At 62.5% G+C, this 15,704-nt stretch carries 12 protein-coding genes; 4 read left to right on the top strand and 8 right to left on the bottom strand.

Features of this window, described 5'->3' with window-relative positions; all coding sequences use genetic code 11:
- Nucleotides 1-138: 138 nt before the first annotated feature.
- Nucleotides 139-960: a helix-turn-helix domain-containing protein gene (locus AC1DVW_RS24910; RefSeq protein ID WP_477326644.1), complete on the bottom strand. Its 822-nt coding sequence runs from the start codon at nt 958-960 to the stop codon at nt 139-141.
- A gap of 104 nt (nt 961-1,064) precedes the next feature.
- Between AC1DVW_RS24910 and AC1DVW_RS24905 the strand changes: the two genes are divergently transcribed.
- From AC1DVW_RS24905 to AC1DVW_RS24895, 3 genes are all read left to right on the top strand, one after another.
- Complete coding sequence (locus AC1DVW_RS24905) at nt 1,065-2,627, top strand: ABC transporter substrate-binding protein (protein ID WP_477326642.1); 1,563 nt, start codon at nt 1,065-1,067, stop codon at nt 2,625-2,627.
- Between the two features lie 73 nt (nt 2,628-2,700).
- Nucleotides 2,701-4,692, top strand: a complete 1,992-nt coding sequence (locus tag AC1DVW_RS24900; protein ID WP_477326756.1) for a CocE/NonD family hydrolase — start codon at nt 2,701-2,703, stop codon at nt 4,690-4,692.
- A 774-nt stretch (nt 4,693-5,466) separates the two neighbouring features.
- Nucleotides 5,467-5,931: a caspase family protein gene (locus tag AC1DVW_RS24895; protein ID WP_477326640.1), complete on the top strand. Its 465-nt coding sequence runs from the start codon at nt 5,467-5,469 to the stop codon at nt 5,929-5,931.
- Nucleotides 5,932-6,013: 82 nt separating this feature from the next.
- Here AC1DVW_RS24895 and AC1DVW_RS24890 read toward each other — a convergent pair whose 3' ends face one another.
- A complete protein-coding gene (locus AC1DVW_RS24890) occupies nt 6,014-7,348 on the bottom strand; it encodes a four-carbon acid sugar kinase family protein (RefSeq protein ID WP_477326638.1) in 1,335 nt (444 codons plus the stop codon).
- 4 nt (nt 7,349-7,352) lie between these two features.
- Complete coding sequence (gene oiaX, locus AC1DVW_RS24885; RefSeq protein ID WP_477277890.1) at nt 7,353-8,603, bottom strand: 3-oxo-isoapionate-4-phosphate decarboxylase OiaX; 1,251 nt, start codon at nt 8,601-8,603, stop codon at nt 7,353-7,355.
- 187 nt (nt 8,604-8,790) lie between these two features.
- Here oiaX and AC1DVW_RS24880 point away from each other — a divergent pair, with 187 nt between their 5' ends.
- Nucleotides 8,791-9,504, top strand: coding sequence for a transcriptional regulator NanR (locus tag AC1DVW_RS24880; protein WP_477244051.1), 714 nt, complete (start codon nt 8,791-8,793; stop codon nt 9,502-9,504).
- A 1-nt stretch (nt 9,505) separates the two neighbouring features.
- On the opposite strand, the gene apnL is transcribed toward AC1DVW_RS24880, so the two are convergent.
- Genes apnL through AC1DVW_RS24855 form a run of 5 tightly spaced genes read right to left on the bottom strand, consistent with a single transcriptional unit; the run spans nt 9,506 to nt 15,627 of the window.
- Nucleotides 9,506-11,344: a D-apionate lactonase gene (gene apnL, locus AC1DVW_RS24875; protein WP_477326636.1), complete on the bottom strand. Its 1,839-nt coding sequence runs from the start codon at nt 11,342-11,344 to the stop codon at nt 9,506-9,508.
- Complete coding sequence (locus AC1DVW_RS24870) at nt 11,341-12,375, bottom strand: Gfo/Idh/MocA family protein (RefSeq protein ID WP_477277896.1); 1,035 nt, start codon at nt 12,373-12,375, stop codon at nt 11,341-11,343. The genes apnL and AC1DVW_RS24870 overlap by 4 nt, the downstream gene beginning before the upstream one ends.
- Before the next feature lie 2 nt (nt 12,376-12,377).
- Entirely contained in the window at nt 12,378-13,442 is a 1,065-nt protein-coding gene (locus AC1DVW_RS24865; protein ID WP_477304660.1) for an ABC transporter permease, read from the bottom strand.
- Nucleotides 13,439-14,986, bottom strand: coding sequence for a sugar ABC transporter ATP-binding protein (locus tag AC1DVW_RS24860; protein WP_477326634.1), 1,548 nt, complete (start codon nt 14,984-14,986; stop codon nt 13,439-13,441). Before AC1DVW_RS24860 ends, AC1DVW_RS24865 begins: the two co-directional genes overlap by 4 nt.
- Complete coding sequence (locus tag AC1DVW_RS24855; RefSeq protein WP_477326632.1) at nt 14,983-15,627, bottom strand: DUF2291 family protein; 645 nt, start codon at nt 15,625-15,627, stop codon at nt 14,983-14,985. The genes AC1DVW_RS24860 and AC1DVW_RS24855 overlap by 4 nt, the downstream gene beginning before the upstream one ends.
- Nucleotides 15,628-15,704: the final 77 nt, after the last annotated feature.

The raw sequence follows: 15,704 nt of genomic DNA, 5'->3' as shown, positions 1-15,704 counted from the left end.
GACTGGGTCTCCGGTTGGCCTTGACAACAAAGGTCAGCCGGGATTCTGGTAATTTTCGGATCGGCCGCTCGACATCATGCGGGCCTGCGCCCAGGCTCCGGCTCAGCACCTCCGCAATGAGCCACACCCTGTCGCGGCTCAGGGAGGCGCTCGGCGATCCGGTCTTGGTGCCTGCACAGGCGCGGCGGCAACCGGCTGTGCCTCGGTCAGGAAAGACAGCACGGCCGCGGGTAGCGCTGCGGAATTGGGCGCATAGATGCCGCAACGCGATATAAGACTCCTCTTGTTGACGCGTTTCCCCAGATAGTGCCAGACGGTGCGGGTGGCGTAGGGCAGATTGTTGGCTCGCCACGATATGCCCATAGTAATGCCCCGCAGGTAACGCCGCTGGTACGTTTCGAACGGCATGAGGATCGTCTGTCCAAAGGTTGGGGCCTCGCCGCGCGTCAGTTCCGTCAGGAAGATGCGCTGGTGCCGATACGCCGCGAGCCCGACGTACCGTGAACGCTGCACGATGCCGTTTTCGGTATCTTCGATGCGCTCAAGCGTGGAAACCAGAACTTGTCCGCCATTTTCGCGCAGGTGAGCGCAGGCGCAGACGATCCGGTCAGGCCAGGACAGCGACGTGTGCCACGCCTGGTAGAATCCGAGATAGGGTTCGAGTGCATGCAGGTCGCCCGGGAAGGCATCGGCTAGTGGGCCTGTAAGGTCGGCGTGTCGGCGCCGCTCGCCCAATTTGCTGCGGAACACGCCCGGAGGAAGGTCGAAATCGGCTGGTTCGAGGCCAAAAGCTGCCGCGATCATCAGGAGATTGTGGGCGGAAGGAAGGGTTCCTGCATTGAGGTAGCGATTGAACTGCTGCCGGTTGATACCGATGGTGCGGCATAGATCGGATACCGATCTGTGCGTGCTGCAGGCGAGTTTCAGGTTGCTGCTGAGATTGGCCCATGGCTTGCTCATGGAGACAGTATAAACTCGCTTAAAAACGCTTCAAGCGACGAAATTGCGTTGCCGCGGGCTCTGCCTAGTATCGGCCACAAGGCTTCAATCCAAAGGGGAACCCAATGAGCGCTTCCAGCAGGTTATCGAGTCTCTCGCGCCGTGATCTTCTTCAAGCGGGGGTGGCTCTAGGCCTTGTCGCAGCCGCAGGTTCGCTGGCGTCACCGGCCGCGGCGCAAACGCCAGTGCGCGGCGGACAGTTGCGGCTGGGGCTCGAAGGCGGCGCCTCCGCCGATACGCTCGACCCGGCCCTGGCGTCCGCCAGCGTCAATTTTGTGATCGCGCATTGCTGGGGCGATACGCTGGTCGAATCCCATCCCAAGACGGGCGCGGCGGTTCCCTCGCTGGCCGAATCCTGGTCTCCGTCGGCCGACGCCAAGGAGTGGACCTTCAAGATACGCAAAGACGTTCGTTTCCACGATGGCAGGGCGTTTACCGTTACCGATGCAGTCGAGACCTTGCGCCGCCACGCCGGGAAGAAATCGCAATCGGGCGCACTCGGCCTGCTGTCCGGGATAGACCGCATCGAGGAACGGTCGGGCGACATGGTGGTGACGCTGAAGGAAGCCAATGCCGACTTGCCGCTGATATTTACCGATTATCATCTTCAGATTCAGCCGGGCGGCGGCGTGGAAAAACCTGCGGCAGCGATCGGCACCGGTCCCTACAAGCTGGCCGCATTCGAGCCGGGCATTCGCGCTGCTTTCGAAAAAAACGAGGACGACTGGCGCCAGGACCGGGGCTACGTCGACAGCGTCCTTATTACCGTGATGAACGACCTGACTGCGCGGACCAGCGCCTTGCGGTCCGGTCAGGTCGATTTTATCAGCACCGTCGAACCCAAGATCGTGCCGTTGCTGAAGCGGGTTCCGGGCGTCGAGATCCTGCACACCTCCGGCAAGGGGTTCTATTCCTTCCTGATGCATTGCGACACCGCGCCCTTCGACAACAATGATCTGCGTCTGGCGCTCAAATATGCGATAGACCGCGAGGCTATTCTCAAGCGGGTTCTGGGCGGGTTCGGCACCATTGGCAATGATTACCCTATCAACGCCAACTATGCGCTCGCGCCCACCGATATAGAGCAGCGCAATTACGATCCCGACAAGGCAGCATTCCACTTCAAGAAGTCTGGCGTTCAGGATCCAATCATGCTGCGCACTTCCGAGGCGGCGTTTCCCGGCGCGGTCGACGCGGCCCAGCTTTTCCAATTGAGCGCGGAAAAGGCCGGCATCAAGATCAATGTGCAGCGCGAGCCGAGTGACGGCTACTGGTCGGAAGTCTGGAACGTCAAGCCGTTCTGCACCTCCTTTTGGGGTGGTCGTCCGACGCAGGACGCGCGCTATTCCACTTCCTACGTCTCCAACGCGGAGTGGAACGACACCCGCTTCAAGCGGCCCGACTTCGACAAGATGGTGGTGCGGGCGCGCGGTGAACTGGATGAGAGCAAGCGGCGCGTACTCTACCGTGACATGGCGCTCATGGTGCGAGATGAGGGCGGCTTGATACTGCCGGTGTTCAACGACTTCATCAACGCCTGCACGAGCCATCTCAAGGGTTTTGTTCCCGATATCGGCAATGACTTTTCCAATGGCCGCATCGCCAGCCGGGTCTGGTTGGAGGCTTGAACCGGGATGATCGTACCTTTCCGGCGGCGGGATGGTGTGCTTGCCACCGCGTGGAACTTTGGTGGTTGATCGCATGACGAACAGGAATTTCCGTGTCATTGAAAATGAGTGGATCGTCCTGAAAGACGGCACCCGGCTCGCGGCGCGCATCTGGATGCCCGAAACGGTTCCTGGCGGCGTACCGGCGGTGCTCGAATTCCTGCCTTATCGAAAACGCAACGGCACCGCCGCGCGTGACGAGTCCACCTATCCGGTCTTCGCGGCGGCCGGCATCGCGGGCGTGCGTGTCGACATTCGCGGTTGCGGAGAATCCGACGGCGTGATCGACGGCGAATATACCGCGCGCGAGCTTGCCGATGCGATCGAGGTTATCGAATGGATCGCAGCGCAGGACTGGTCGAACGGCAATGTCGGCATGATGGGAATTTCCTGGGGCGGGTTCAACGCGCTTCAGGTCGCGGCTCTCAAACCACCAGCTCTCAAGGCCGTGATTTCCCTGTCGTCCACCGTCGACCGCTACAATGACGACATCCACTACAAGAATGGCGCGCATCTGTCGGCGCAACTGTCATGGGCGGCGACGATGACTGCCTTGCAGTCGCGGGCCCCCGATCCCGATCTCGTCGGAGAACGCTGGCGCGACATGTGGCTCGAGCGCCTGGAGGGCGAGCCGTTCTTCATGGAGGAGTGGCTGTCCCACCAGCGGCGCGACGACTTCTGGCGTCACGGTTCGATCTGCGAGGACTTTGACGGTTTTTCCATTCCCGCACTGGTGATTGCCGGATGGGCCGACGGCTACCGCAACACGCCCTTGAAGGCCGTCGCCGGGATGCCGGAAATGGCCTGGGGCCTGATCGGTCCATGGGTTCACAAGTATCCGCATTTCGCCTATCCGAAGCCCCGCGCCGATTTTCATGCCGAGGCAATTTCATGGTGGCGGCATTGGCTATGCGCAGAAGACAACAAGGTGGAGCATACCCCGAGGCTCCGTGCCTATATCCTGGACGGGCCGCGACCCGGCCGCCGGCGCGAGACCGACCCCGGCTATTGGGTTGCCATGGACAGATGGGACGTTCCCGACACACTCGTCCTTAGCCTGGACGCGTCGGGCAGGCTCGCTCGGTGCACTTCATCGCATGCTAAGGGGAAGGCCCTCCTGCACTCCCCACAAGATACGGGCACCGCTGCGGGAGAGTTCTTTCCGCGCGGGCCAGATTCGGAAATGGCCGGTGACCAGCGTGTTGACGATGCTGGATCGATCACCTTCGACAGCGCAGTCCTTGCTGAGGAATGCGTCGTGTTTGGCCAGCCGCTCGCAAAGCTGTCGCTTTCCAGTGATGCCAACTTTGCCAACCTTGCCGTCAGGCTCGTCGACGTCCATCCCGACGGCGTGGCGACGCGCGTCAGCTACGGTGTGCTCAATCTCGCGCATCGCAGCGGCAATGCCGCCCCGCAGCCTCTGAAACCGGGCGAGACGGTCGAGATCGAGTTGGTGCTCGATGCGTGCGGCTACCGTTTTGCGCCCGGTCACCGTCTGCGTCTGTCCTTGTCGAGCGCCTATTGGCCGACGATCCTGCCCCAGCCCTGCGACGCAATGCTGACGATCGATCTTGCCACGCTGCGATTGGAACTGCCGCTGCTTGGCGAGCATCGAAGGGTCGAAATCCCGCAGCCATCCAATCCCGATCCTCTGCCCCGTTACGAAGTCCTGACAGACGGATCGTCGGACCGCTCTGTTGAACGCGATCTGCAAAATGGCGTGACGCGCTACCGGGTGCACGAGGACACAGGTCTTAGCCGCCATCCGGGCAACGGCTTGTGCACGCGCGACATCCGGCAGGAGGTATGGTCGATAGCGCCCGACAACCCGCTGTCGCTGACGGCAGAGATCCGCTGGACGTGCCGTGCAGAGCGGGAAGGCTGGCGAACGCAGAGCCATTGCACCACGCATCTCTCCTGCACGGCGACCGAATGGGTGGTTTCGCAACGAATCGAAGCACTGGATGACGGCCGCAAAGTGTTTGAGCGCGAGCGCAATTCCCGCATCCCGCGTGACCACATGTAATAGATCGCCTATCGCTGCGGCCGCAGCAATGCCGGGCATTTCAGCCGGGTGTTTCGCCAGCACACCGGCATCACCCTTACCCAGGAAGGCATCCGAACCGATGCGCAAGCGGCTCTACCAATGCGTGAACTAATGCGTGACGTGAGTATGGAACCGGATGGAGCTGCGCCAAGTCCGATTTCTGCTCAATACTCCCGAAATCCGAGATGCAGCTCTATCCCTAAGCCAGGAATTAATCTCGTTCATCGTCCTTAGGTTCGCCAGCTGATACGAGAGAATACGAAGGAAACGGCTTGGCGAACCATCCGCTAGCGTATTGATTTTGTGTAGAAAACGTCGACCCTCCGGGCCCACTAAAACGACCGCGTAAGTTATTGATTTTTATGCCATTTTCTGAAGGGGCCCACGACGTGGACTCGAACCCCCTATTTCTACCCAAGCACTTATTGGTCGAACGTCCGCCAGTGCCGCCGTTGTCGAGGCAGACATCTGAAATACGATTTTCACATTGAGACGATATCCTAACAGTTCAATTCTATAGGGCGCACTTTTAAGGACGCTGCCCTGGAGGGAGAGTAACCGAAATCCAACGTTCTCCACTCAAGCCTCAATTTCGAGAGAAATGCTCGACCCGCTCTAAAGATTGCGAGTTACGCGTAAAAGCCGCCGACCTTGAGATCTATTCAATCTACCGACCATTGAGCAGCCATCTGGCAACGTCTAATCTGGTAACGTCTAATATGAGGAGGGCATCAGAGGTCGCTGGGGTGACATTTGATCGGTTCGGATCGGCTAGCCGCTCTTGTAACGCTATTCCTGCTGCAACTTGTTAGTTGTCTGGCTTGGCCTGAATACGGGCAATCGCAGTCAGCGAAGCCGCTGCACGGTGTGGCTCTGGTCATCGGCGAGTCGCACTATCTGGAACTGCCAGGTTTGAGCAATCCGGCCAATGATGCGCGCGCTGTAGCCCAGCTTCTTGGCAATCTTGGTTTCGAGGTCAACTCCGTCGCCGACGGCGACGCCAGTCGCCTCAAGATCAGCCTCAGTCGCTTTGTCCAGGATGCGGCTGGCGCCGACGTCGCGCAGGACGTGCACAAAGGCGGGTCTGCTTCGCGCCGCATGTTCATCATTCCGGGCGAAGCGCAGCCTTCCCGGAAGCGGTCATCGCTCAACTTGCCCCAAAGGCCTGGTCGGGAGGGGCTCTGCTGGTTAATTTCGAGCATACATGTTTTTGCTTAGTGCTTCGGCGGCGCAAGTTGAAGCGCTATTGGACAGCGCCTGTTCCTCACCAGGTCTGGCGGTTTACCAGCCTAACGCCACATCAACCGCGAAGGCCGTCACGGATGGACGAGAAATAGCGGTCGGTTCCTACCTGCCCGCCCTTCAACGCAACCTCCAGCCCGTCGATCGCCTTGACGCGCGAATGGGCGACGCAGAGCGGCGAGCCTGGTGACGCCGGCAGCGGCATCCTGACCGTCAGCGCATCGACGCCCATCTGCCCCAGCGCATGGCTCGACGTGTCGCCGCCGGCGATGATGACGCGCTTTAGGTCCTGATCTTCGGTCAGTTGCCGCAGCAGCGCACCAAGGCCGCGGCCAAGCTTGTGGCGGGCGCCTTCCTGGCGGTCGATCTCGGCGCCGCGATCGGCCGCAGGTCCGAGCGCGGTGTAGAGGATGACGCTGCGCCCGGCTTCCAGGCTGGCGCGGCCGCTTGCCGCCGCGCGCGCTATCGCCTGTTCGGACGTCTCCGAGACCAGTTCGACGGGATCGACCTCGATGCCGTCGAAGCCGTCGGTCAAAGCGTGCCGGATCTGCCTTTCCGTGGTCGGCGAGCAACTGCCCGACACGACGGCGATCCGGTTGGCGGTACCTGGCGGAGAAAAGCGGGACGCTGCCCGAACGACGGCAGTCTCCGCCCATTCGGCGAGCAACGCGTACTCGACGCCGGACGAGCCGACGACGAAGGTGCCACCGGGCTTGCGGCTACGCCAAATCTCCTTGCCAGCAAGCGCCTGCGTTTCCAGGCTGTCAACATCGACAAGCACGATAGCGGTGCCCTCGGCGACCACACGGTCGAAGGCTTCCGACCGGCCCGCCGACTGCAGCGTCGCGAGATCGACCAGCCCTGACGTCAGCTCCGTTTGTCGCGACAGATGGATCAGCAGATCGGACTCATCCATCGGCGTGGTCGGGTGGCGGCTCATCACCGGATGGCGGTCGATGCGGAAATACTTTTCCCGATAGGCGGCGAACAGGTGGCCAAAGGCGGTGTAGCGCTTGAGCTGCGGCGCGCCGACCAGCAGCGGCACGCTGTCCTGCGTAAAGACCGAGCGGCCGATCTCGATCGCCCGGCCGATGCTGCCGATCGTCGGACTGGAATCGAAGGTCGAGCAGACCTTGTAGTGGCAGATCGCTGCGTTCAGCGTCTTCAGCCAGGCGAACGCATCGCGCAGGTTCGTGTCCATCCAGTGCGGCGTCTCGCTGCGGCTGGTGCCGGCTAATCCGATCGCGCGGCAATGGTTGAACTGCGCCAGCTGTGCCGCGTCCGGCTGGCGCATGAACAGCACCGTCGGCACGCCGCCGAGTTCAAGCGCCTCCATCACGTCGGTCGAACCGGTGAGGTCATCGCCATAATAGCTGAGCAGCAGGTCTTGCATCGCTTCAGGCTGCCTTGCCGTTGCCGAATTTTTCGATCGACCGCACCAGCTCAGGATGGCTCAAGGCGAACTCCGCCAGCGGAATGCCGTCGACCGCCGCTTGCCAGGCCTGCTGCACGGCACGCACGCCGGCGCCCGGCCCGTCCGGGTGGCTGACGATGCCGCCGCCGCAGAGATAGAGCAGATCGACCGTACGGCCGGTTCGCTCGTACGTCTCGGGCGCTTGCCCGCCCCATTGGCCGGAGCCCGCCACCGGCAAGGCACAATCCTCAGGCGCAAAGATCGGCGTCGTCACCGCCTTGAAGGACTCGACGAAGGACGCGTCCGGCTCCCAGTATTTCGATTGAATGCCATTGATCTGGAACTGGTCGACGCCGAGCAACCGCCAGAATTTTTGCCAGACCTTGAAGTCCATGCCGAGGCCGGGATGGCGGGTGAGAATGTCCCAGCCGTTGCGGTGGGCGTGCAGCACCAAGCTGGAGCGCTTCCTGAGGAAAGCCATGCCGCCAAAGCCGATGGAATTGATGTTGACCACCGCGCAATTGCCGCCGGCCTTGGCGACAAGGTCGTGGTTGCGCATCATCTCGTCGGGGTCGGCATGCGAGATGCCGAAGGCGTACATCACCTTCTTGCCGGTCCTCTGCTCATGGTCGAGGATCAGCGGCATGATTGCCTTCACCCGTTCCGCCAAGGGCGAATAGGCCGGGCTCATCAGCTTCTCGTCGTCCTTGATGAAATCGACGCCGGCGGCGATCAGCTCGCCCACCATTGCGGCCGTCTCGTGCGGCCTGAGCCCCAGCGCCGGCTTGACTATAGTGCCGATGATCGGGCGGCCCTCGACTCCGGTCAGCCGGCGGCTGCCGGCGACGCCAAACTGCGGACCTGGATGCGCGCCGCGATAGTCCTCCGGCAGTTTCATGTCGACGACGCGAATGCCGGATAGGCCCTTGATCGAATAGGCGCCGCCGATGGCAATGGTCATCAGCGCCGAGAGGTCGGTGCCGATGGCATCGAACGGAAAGGCGATGTCGACATCCGCGCGCTTGAAGGGCCCATCACCGGCTTCGGGAATGGAGGGCCGAAGGGCGTCAGGCAAATGCCGTATCGCCAGAACATGCGCCGCCACCCGGGCCTTCAGTTCCTCGGTTTCGCCGGGCAGCGCAACGAAGGTTCCGGTCGACTGGTCGCTGGCGATCTTGGCTGCCAGCGCCTCGATGCTGCCTGATGTTTCGATGCGGTAGGTGAGCGTGATCATGGTTCGTCGTCTGAGGCCTAAGGAGGTTCGAAAAGAGTTCCTTGATCGTCGAAATCTGGTATAATGAGTACATAAGCTTTGCAAGCAATATCCTGCTCGCACGATATGAGCAGATTGGCCGGCAGGCATTCTGGAAATCGTGGCGGCAGTGCTAGATAGACACCGGTCAAGGGAGTGATTCGCGACGATGAACCGTTCGGAGCCGATCGTCCGGCGCAAACTTTCCGACGAAGTATTTTTGCGGCTGAAGCGCCTGATCACCAGCGGAGAATTGACGCCGGGCGACGACATGCCGTCGGAGCGCGAGCTGATGGAGCGCTTCGAGGTCGGCCGGCCCGCCATCCGCGAGGCGATGCAGGCACTGAGCAATATGGGCCTCGTCGCCATCTCGCATGGCGAGCGCGCCAAGGTGCTGCAGCTGACTGCCAAGTCGATCATCAAACAGGTCGACGGCGCCGCCAAGATCATCCTGTCGTCGTCGAAGGACACGCTGGAGCACCTCAAAACCGCGCGCATCTTCTTCGAGCGCGGCATGGTCAGGGAAGCGGCCGAAAACGCCACCGCCGAGGACGTCGAGCGCCTGCGGGCCACCGTTGCCGAGCAGCGCGGCTTTCGCGGCGACTCTGAGGCCTTCATCTCCGCCGACATGAAGTTCCATACCCAGATCGCGGCGATTTCAGGCAACCCGATCTATGTCGCCGTCAGCGAGGCGATGCTGGGTTGGCTGAAGGAATATCACACCGAAATGCTGATCTGGACCGGCAAGGAAAAGTTCACGCTGACCGAGCATGAAGAGATCATCGGCCGCATCGAGAAAAAAGATGCCGACGGCGCCGAGAAGGCGATGATTAAGCATCTCGAGCGCTCGCGCGCGCTCTATGTGATGAATTCCGAAAAATAGCTCAGCCGAACCGGGCAATCGCGTAGGGCGCCATCACGAACTGGCCTCGGCCAAGCGCTGAGATGTCGACCGGTACATCGTCCGCCGTCAGGTTCGCCAGCCACGTGACGGTCTTGCCCGAAGCGGAGCGGCCGGCCAGCGCCAGCACCTTGGTCTCGTCGCTTGTCCCTGCCGCCACATGCGCAAGGCCGGCCATTTCACAAAGCCCCTTGATGGCTTGGAAGATCGGCCGGGGAGATCCTTCCGCGACGGGTTCCCCAGAGGCGGCCAGCACGCCGAATGGTCCGGTGAAGCCGGAGAGCGTGAGCACCTCCAGCCCTGCCGGCGCGACGCGCGCGGCATAGCCGATCGTCCACGCGGCGGAGAACAGGCCGGCGTGACGAGGGTCGCGATCGGCCAAGGCGATGCGCTGTCCCCCGGGATTGGCCTTGGTCGCGCCACCATAGGGGTTCTGGCGCATGGCAATCGTCGACGGGCCGATCCGGTAGGGCTTTGCCCCGAAGATCGCCCGCACCGATGCGGTGATGAAGGGCAGCGCCTCCAGCGATTGCATGACGCTGAGATCGTCGGCGGCGTGCACGATCGGGCAGGTGCAGTGGGTGACGAAATCGAGCAAGCCGGCCGGCACGCGCTTGCGGTTGAGTTCGGTGAAATAGCTGAACATGCCGCCGCCAAGGCGGATATCGGGAAAGGCGCGCCGTGCCGCGGCGTAGACGTCTTCGAGCGGCGGACAATCCGGCCACGCACTGCCCGGCGGCGTCGACTGCCGGTCGACCGAGGGCGAGACGGCGATGGCCGAGAGTTTTAGCCCAGCCTGGCGCACCATGTCGGCGACGGCTGAAAGTTCAGCATCGAGATCGCCGGCAGAGGCGACGACGCATTCCAGCGTCGTGTCGGCTGGATATGCTGCTGCGAGCCGGGCAAAGGAGTGCAGAGCGTCGAGCCCATGGCCGCGCGTGGGATCGTATTGGAAGATCAGCTGTTGCGGGCCAAGCGTAGAGAGCACCGGCAGGTTCACAAGTGCTGCTTCGACCTCATCCGGGTAGATAATCACGCCGATATCCGGCAGCCTCTGCCCGGCCTCACCAAGCTCGACACGGACCGGTTCGCTGCTTGCCGCGACAACCGGCAGCTTCCTGTCGCCGGTGATGCGCAGGCTGACCGTTTGTCTGACGGTTTGCCCGGCCGGCAGCACATAGGGCCATGGCAGCGCCAACGGCCGCACATAGGTCTTGTAGGAGGCGTCCGACCAGTTGCGCTGGTCCTCCATCTCAAAGGTATCGCCTTCCATCCGGCACTCGGCACTGACACCGGGCCGCACCTCATGGGTGATGGCGCGCAAATCCCTGAAAGGCTGCCAGGGATCGATCAAAAGCGGCAGTTTCGTCGCCACCACACTGCCGTCGGTATGCTCGACAGTGACCGGGCTGCCGGCCAGGCCAGCGATCGGATGCAGGATGCAGAAGCCGCAGCGATTGGTCTCGAAGTCCCTATCAGTTAGAGCGCTGACATCGAACAACAGTTCGCCGCTGGCGGAGCCCTTGATGGTGGCGCGGAAGCTGAGCCGGCTTGCATCCGGCCCGACGCAGCTCGCCGTGTAGCCGACCGAGAAAGTGTCGGCGCCCTGGTTGATGACAAGGTCGGTCAGTTCAGGCTCGTAAGTGCCCCAGTCGCGGTCGCGCACGATATAGGCGATGGCGCGCAGCACTTCGGTGCCGCTATGGCGGATGGTGCGCAGATTGCCGTTGACGAAGTCGGCGCTGAGCAGGCCCGCACTCAGCCTGACTGGCTCGGCTTCGACGGTATGGGTACCGTAGAGGAGGAAGGCGTCGGCTGTCATTTCAGCAAGGCATCGAGGTGGACAGGTTCGTGGCTCGCCGCGCCCAGATAGGCGGCCTCGACCAGCGCGAAGGTCTTGAGATTGTCCGCCCCCGAAGTCGCCGGCTCGGTTGCCTTTGCGAGGCAGTCGACCCAGTGCTGTTGGATGGCAACGACGCTCTCCTGGATGTTGTGCCAGGGCCGCGATGCCCAGGGCAGCAACGGCGGCGAGATGTCGGTGATCTTCGTGCCGCTTCTGCCAGTGACCGTGAGCCGGTATCCTTGCGCCAGCCGGATGGTGCCGTCGCTGCCGTCGATCTCGATCAGCGTTTCCGGAAACGGCTCCATGGCAAGCTTCGTCGCGTAGCTGCAATCAACGACAGACATCGCGCCGCTCTTGTGATCCATCAGCATCGTCGCGACGTCCTCGCCGGCGATGGCAGGGTTGATGCGCGCCGTTCGCGTCGTGATCGTCGAGACGTCGCCGAGCAGGAAGCGGGCGATGTCGAGACTATGGATGCCGAGGTCCTCGATGATGAAACGCTTGCCCTTGGCGAGATAGGGCTGGCCGGAAAACACGTCATAGGCGGAGCGGAAGGAGATGCGTCCAAAGAAGGGCGTGCCGATCTCACCGCTGTCGAGCACCGCGCGCACCGCCTGGATCGGCGACTGCCAGCGAAAGTTCTCATGCACCATCAGCGGTACGGCGGCATCGACGCAGGCCTTCACCATTGCCTTGGCGTCGGCAAGCGTCGGCGCGAACGGTTTTTGGCAGATTGTCGGAACGCGGTGCTGTGCCGCCATCTCGACCAGCGGACGATGGCTCGGCGCCGTGGTGGCGATATCGACGAAATCCAAGCTTTCGCTTTCGAACAAAGCAGCCGCGTCGGTGTAGCGCTTGGCAACGCCGAACTGGTCGCCTACGATCCGCAGCCGGTCCGGATCGCGGTCGCAGATGGCGACAATCGAGGCGCCTTCAATGTCGCGCCAGGCATGCATCTGGTTGACGGCAAAGAAGCCGCAACCGATCAGCGCTCCCCGCAACTCCGCCATGCTCAGCCTGCCTTTGCCATCTGCATCAGCGTCACCCGGCTCTGCAGCCGGCGCTGCGCCTGGTCGACGACGACCGCGACGATGATGACGAGGCCCTTGATCACCATCTGCCAGAACGAACTCACCCCCATCATCACCAACCCGTCCGAAAGAATGCCGATAACGAAGGCGCCGACAATGGTGCCGCCGATCGTGCCGCGCCCGCCCGACATCGAGGTGCCGCCGAGCACCGCCGCCGCAATGGCGTTGAGCTCAAAACTTTCACCTGTTGCCGGATGCGAGGCCATCAGCTCGGACGAGATGATCAGGCCGACGATCGCTGCGCAGAAACCGGAGAACATGTAGACGAACATTTTCACCATGTTGACACGGACGCCGGAAATTCGCGACGCCCGTTCATTGCCGCCAACGGCGAAGATGTGGCGGCCGAGAGGCGTGTATTTGGCGAGATAGGCCGCCGCCAGCGCAACGACGATCAGGATCCAGATCGCCACCGGCAGGCCGAGCAACCGCCCGGCGCCGAGGAAGCCGAAGCCGGTGGTGCCGAGCTCAGGCTTGCCGACCAGGTTGGGGAAGGTGCGGCCATCCGACGACAGCAGCGCCAGGCCGCGCGCGACATAGAGCACGCCAAGCGTGGCGATGAACGGCGCGACATTCAGCCTGGTGATCAGCAATCCGTTGACGGCGCCGATCAGAATGCCGACCGCCAGCGTGATCAGCGCGATCTCGACCACGTTGAAGTAGATGGTGTAGCCGATCTGCAGGTCGATGCCGTTGAGCACGAGATAGCCGGCGACCATGCCGCACAGGCCGACAATCGAGCCGACCGACAGGTCGATGCCGCCGGTGATGATGACGAAGGTCATGCCCATCGCCAGGAACGCGTTCAGCGCCACATGCTTCGACATCAGGATCAGATTGGCGGTCGACAGGAAGTTCGGCGCCGCAATCGAAAAGAAAATCAGCACGGCGATCAGAGCGATGAAGGTTCTCGCCTTCATCAGCGTCAGCAGCAGCGAGCCGCTCGAGACGGAGGAGGAGGCCGCCTTGGCCGGGATATCAGTCATGGGCTCTCCGTGTGCGGGGCCGGTCCGTGGCCAAGTGCCGAGGCGGCTACCAGGGCTGCTTCCGTCGCCTCGGCGCGATCGAACATGCCGGTCAGTTTTCCATTGCTCATCACCGCAATGCGGTCGGACAGTGCCATCACCTCGTCGAGATCGGAGGTGGCGAAGAGAATGCCCAATCCGTCGCGCGACAGTTTGCGCATGGTGCGGAAGACGTCGGCCTTGGCGCCGACATCGATGCCACGGCTGGGCTCATCCATCAGCAGCACCTTCGGCCCGGTGAGCAGCGCCTTGCCGATCACCACCTTTTGCTGGTTGCCGCCGGACAGCGATGAGACCTCCTGCGCCGGGTCGGCGACCTTGATCGCCAGTTCCCGCACCATCTGCGTCACAGCCTGCCTTTCGGGGCCGCCACGGATGTGGAACAGGCGGACAAACCGCGACAGGCTGGCCAGCGTCAGGTTGCTGGCCACCGAGAGGATCGACACCAGTCCTTCGCGCTGGCGGTCTTCGGGGATCAGCGCCAGTCCGCGCCGGATGCGCCGCGTCGTGTCGCGCTCCTTGACCTTTTTGCCGGCGATGAAGATCGCACCGGTGGCCTGGCCATGACGGCCCATGATGCAGTCGAACAGCTCGCTGCGCCCGGCGCCCATCAGGCCGTAGATGCCGAGGATTTCGCCGGCGCGCAACGACAGCGAGACGTGGTCGACCGCAAGCCCGCCGGTCGCGCGCGGCAGGCATATGTCTTCGGCGCGGAATATCTCTTCGCCGGGAACATGGCCGTCGGCCTTGGCGAAATCCTTGGCGTCGGAGCCGATCATCTGTCGCACGATCCACCGCGTGTCGACGTTCTTCATCTCCTCCTGGCCGGTGATGTGCCCATCGCGCAGCACGGTGATGTAGTCGCCGATCCGGATCAGCTCTTCCAGCCGATGCGAGATGTAGACGATGGCCACGCCGCGCGCCTTGAGGTCGGCGATCACCTTGAACAGTATCTCGACTTCCGCAGCACTCAGCGCCGAGGTCGGCTCGTCCATGATCAGGATGCGCGCATCGAGCGAAACCGCCTTGGCGATCTCGACCAGTTGCTGCTGGCCGATGCGCAGATCCTCGACCAGCATGTCGGGCCTTATGCCAGCTTGCAGCCGTTCGAGAAATTGCGCCGCGCGGCGTTCCTGCTCCTTGCGGTCGATCTTGCGGAACCGGTTGGTGATCTCGCGCGTGGCAAAGATGTTCTCGGCGACAGTCATATTGCCGAACAGGTTCAGCTCCTGGAACACCATGCCGATGCCGCGGTTCACTGCGTCTCCCGATGACGAGAAGGAAACTTCCTCCCCTTCTAGAAGGATCCGGCCGAGCGTCGGTTGTTCGACACCGGCGATGATCTTCATCAGCGTCGATTTGCCGGCGCCGTTTTCGCCGACCAGCACATTGACCGCGCCCTTGCGCACCTCGAAATTCGCGCGCTTGACCGCAACGGTGCCGGAATAGACCTTGGAGACGTCTTCCAGCTTCAGGATGACATCGTGAGCGGAGGCGGCACTCATGGTTTCGGTCCGATTTCGGCCTCCGCCGGCGTCACCAGCGGCAGGTCCTGGCCGCCTTCGAGCGTATAGGCGCCGAGAACCTTGGCGGTCCGGCCTTCCAGCGCGTCGCGCGGCAGTTTGGAAAGCACGGTCTTGTCGGCATAGGCGTTGAACGCCTTGCCGAACTGGGCGAAGTCGATCTGATTGGTAAAATCGTTGAACTGGATGAAATCGAGGCTGTCGCGCAGCGCGGTTCCCCGCATCGCGGGTCCGATCTGCACCCGCGCATCGGCCTTGCCGTCGCCATCGACATCGATATCCATCGTCGCCGCGCGCGACGCCGTGTTGGCGGCGATGATCTTGCCCTCGACGCGAACCGCGAAGGTCCATGGCGAATTCGCCTGCTTGTTCGGATTGCCATATTTGGCGCCGGCGGAAGCGGGATCGGTTTTCGCCAGCGCGTGAACCTCGGCAAACGGTCCGGCCTTCCGCTGGAGATAAGGCACGACCTTCGCCGCCCAGATCTCCTCGACCATCTTGTCCGGATTGAACGCTGCGGCATTGCCGCTATCCCCCGAAGGCGTCGGCAGAATCTTGCAGGCGGTCAGGCTGATGCCGACTGTCACGGCAAGGATCGGCCAGGTCGGCTTGTTGTTCAGCATGGCGGCCTGTTGTTCATGGTGGTCGGCACCCACGGAAAATGGCGGCGAGGGACGACCCCTTGGGTCGCCCCTCGCTA

The sequence above is a fragment of the Mesorhizobium sp. P3_B5 genome, from assembly GCF_056402815.1.
Note: the sequence above shows the minus strand (reverse complement) of the source record. Positions and strands in the feature narration are given on the sequence as shown.

What these genes read in the sequence shown, in the direction of transcription:
- AC1DVW_RS24865 (WP_477304660.1), bottom strand. Translation starts at nt 13,442, where the DNA reads ATGACTGATATCCCGGCCAAGGCGGCCTCCTCCTCCGTCTCGAGCGGC.
- AC1DVW_RS24890 (WP_477326638.1), bottom strand. Translation starts at nt 7,348, where the DNA reads ATGCAAGACCTGCTGCTCAGCTATTATGGCGATGACCTCACCGGTTCG.
- AC1DVW_RS24860 (WP_477326634.1), bottom strand. Translation starts at nt 14,986, where the DNA reads ATGAGTGCCGCCTCCGCTCACGATGTCATCCTGAAGCTGGAAGACGTC.
- AC1DVW_RS24870 (WP_477277896.1), bottom strand. Translation starts at nt 12,375, where the DNA reads ATGGCGGAGTTGCGGGGAGCGCTGATCGGTTGCGGCTTCTTTGCCGTC.
- apnL (WP_477326636.1), bottom strand. Translation starts at nt 11,344, where the DNA reads ATGACAGCCGACGCCTTCCTCCTCTACGGTACCCATACCGTCGAAGCC.
- AC1DVW_RS24905 (WP_477326642.1), top strand. Translation starts at nt 1,065, where the DNA reads ATGAGCGCTTCCAGCAGGTTATCGAGTCTCTCGCGCCGTGATCTTCTT.
- AC1DVW_RS24855 (WP_477326632.1), bottom strand. Translation starts at nt 15,627, where the DNA reads ATGCTGAACAACAAGCCGACCTGGCCGATCCTTGCCGTGACAGTCGGC.
- oiaX (WP_477277890.1), bottom strand. Translation starts at nt 8,603, where the DNA reads ATGATCACGCTCACCTACCGCATCGAAACATCAGGCAGCATCGAGGCG.
- AC1DVW_RS24910 (WP_477326644.1), bottom strand. Translation starts at nt 960, where the DNA reads ATGAGCAAGCCATGGGCCAATCTCAGCAGCAACCTGAAACTCGCCTGC.
- AC1DVW_RS24880 (WP_477244051.1), top strand. Translation starts at nt 8,791, where the DNA reads ATGAACCGTTCGGAGCCGATCGTCCGGCGCAAACTTTCCGACGAAGTA.
- AC1DVW_RS24900 (WP_477326756.1), top strand. Translation starts at nt 2,701, where the DNA reads ATGACGAACAGGAATTTCCGTGTCATTGAAAATGAGTGGATCGTCCTG.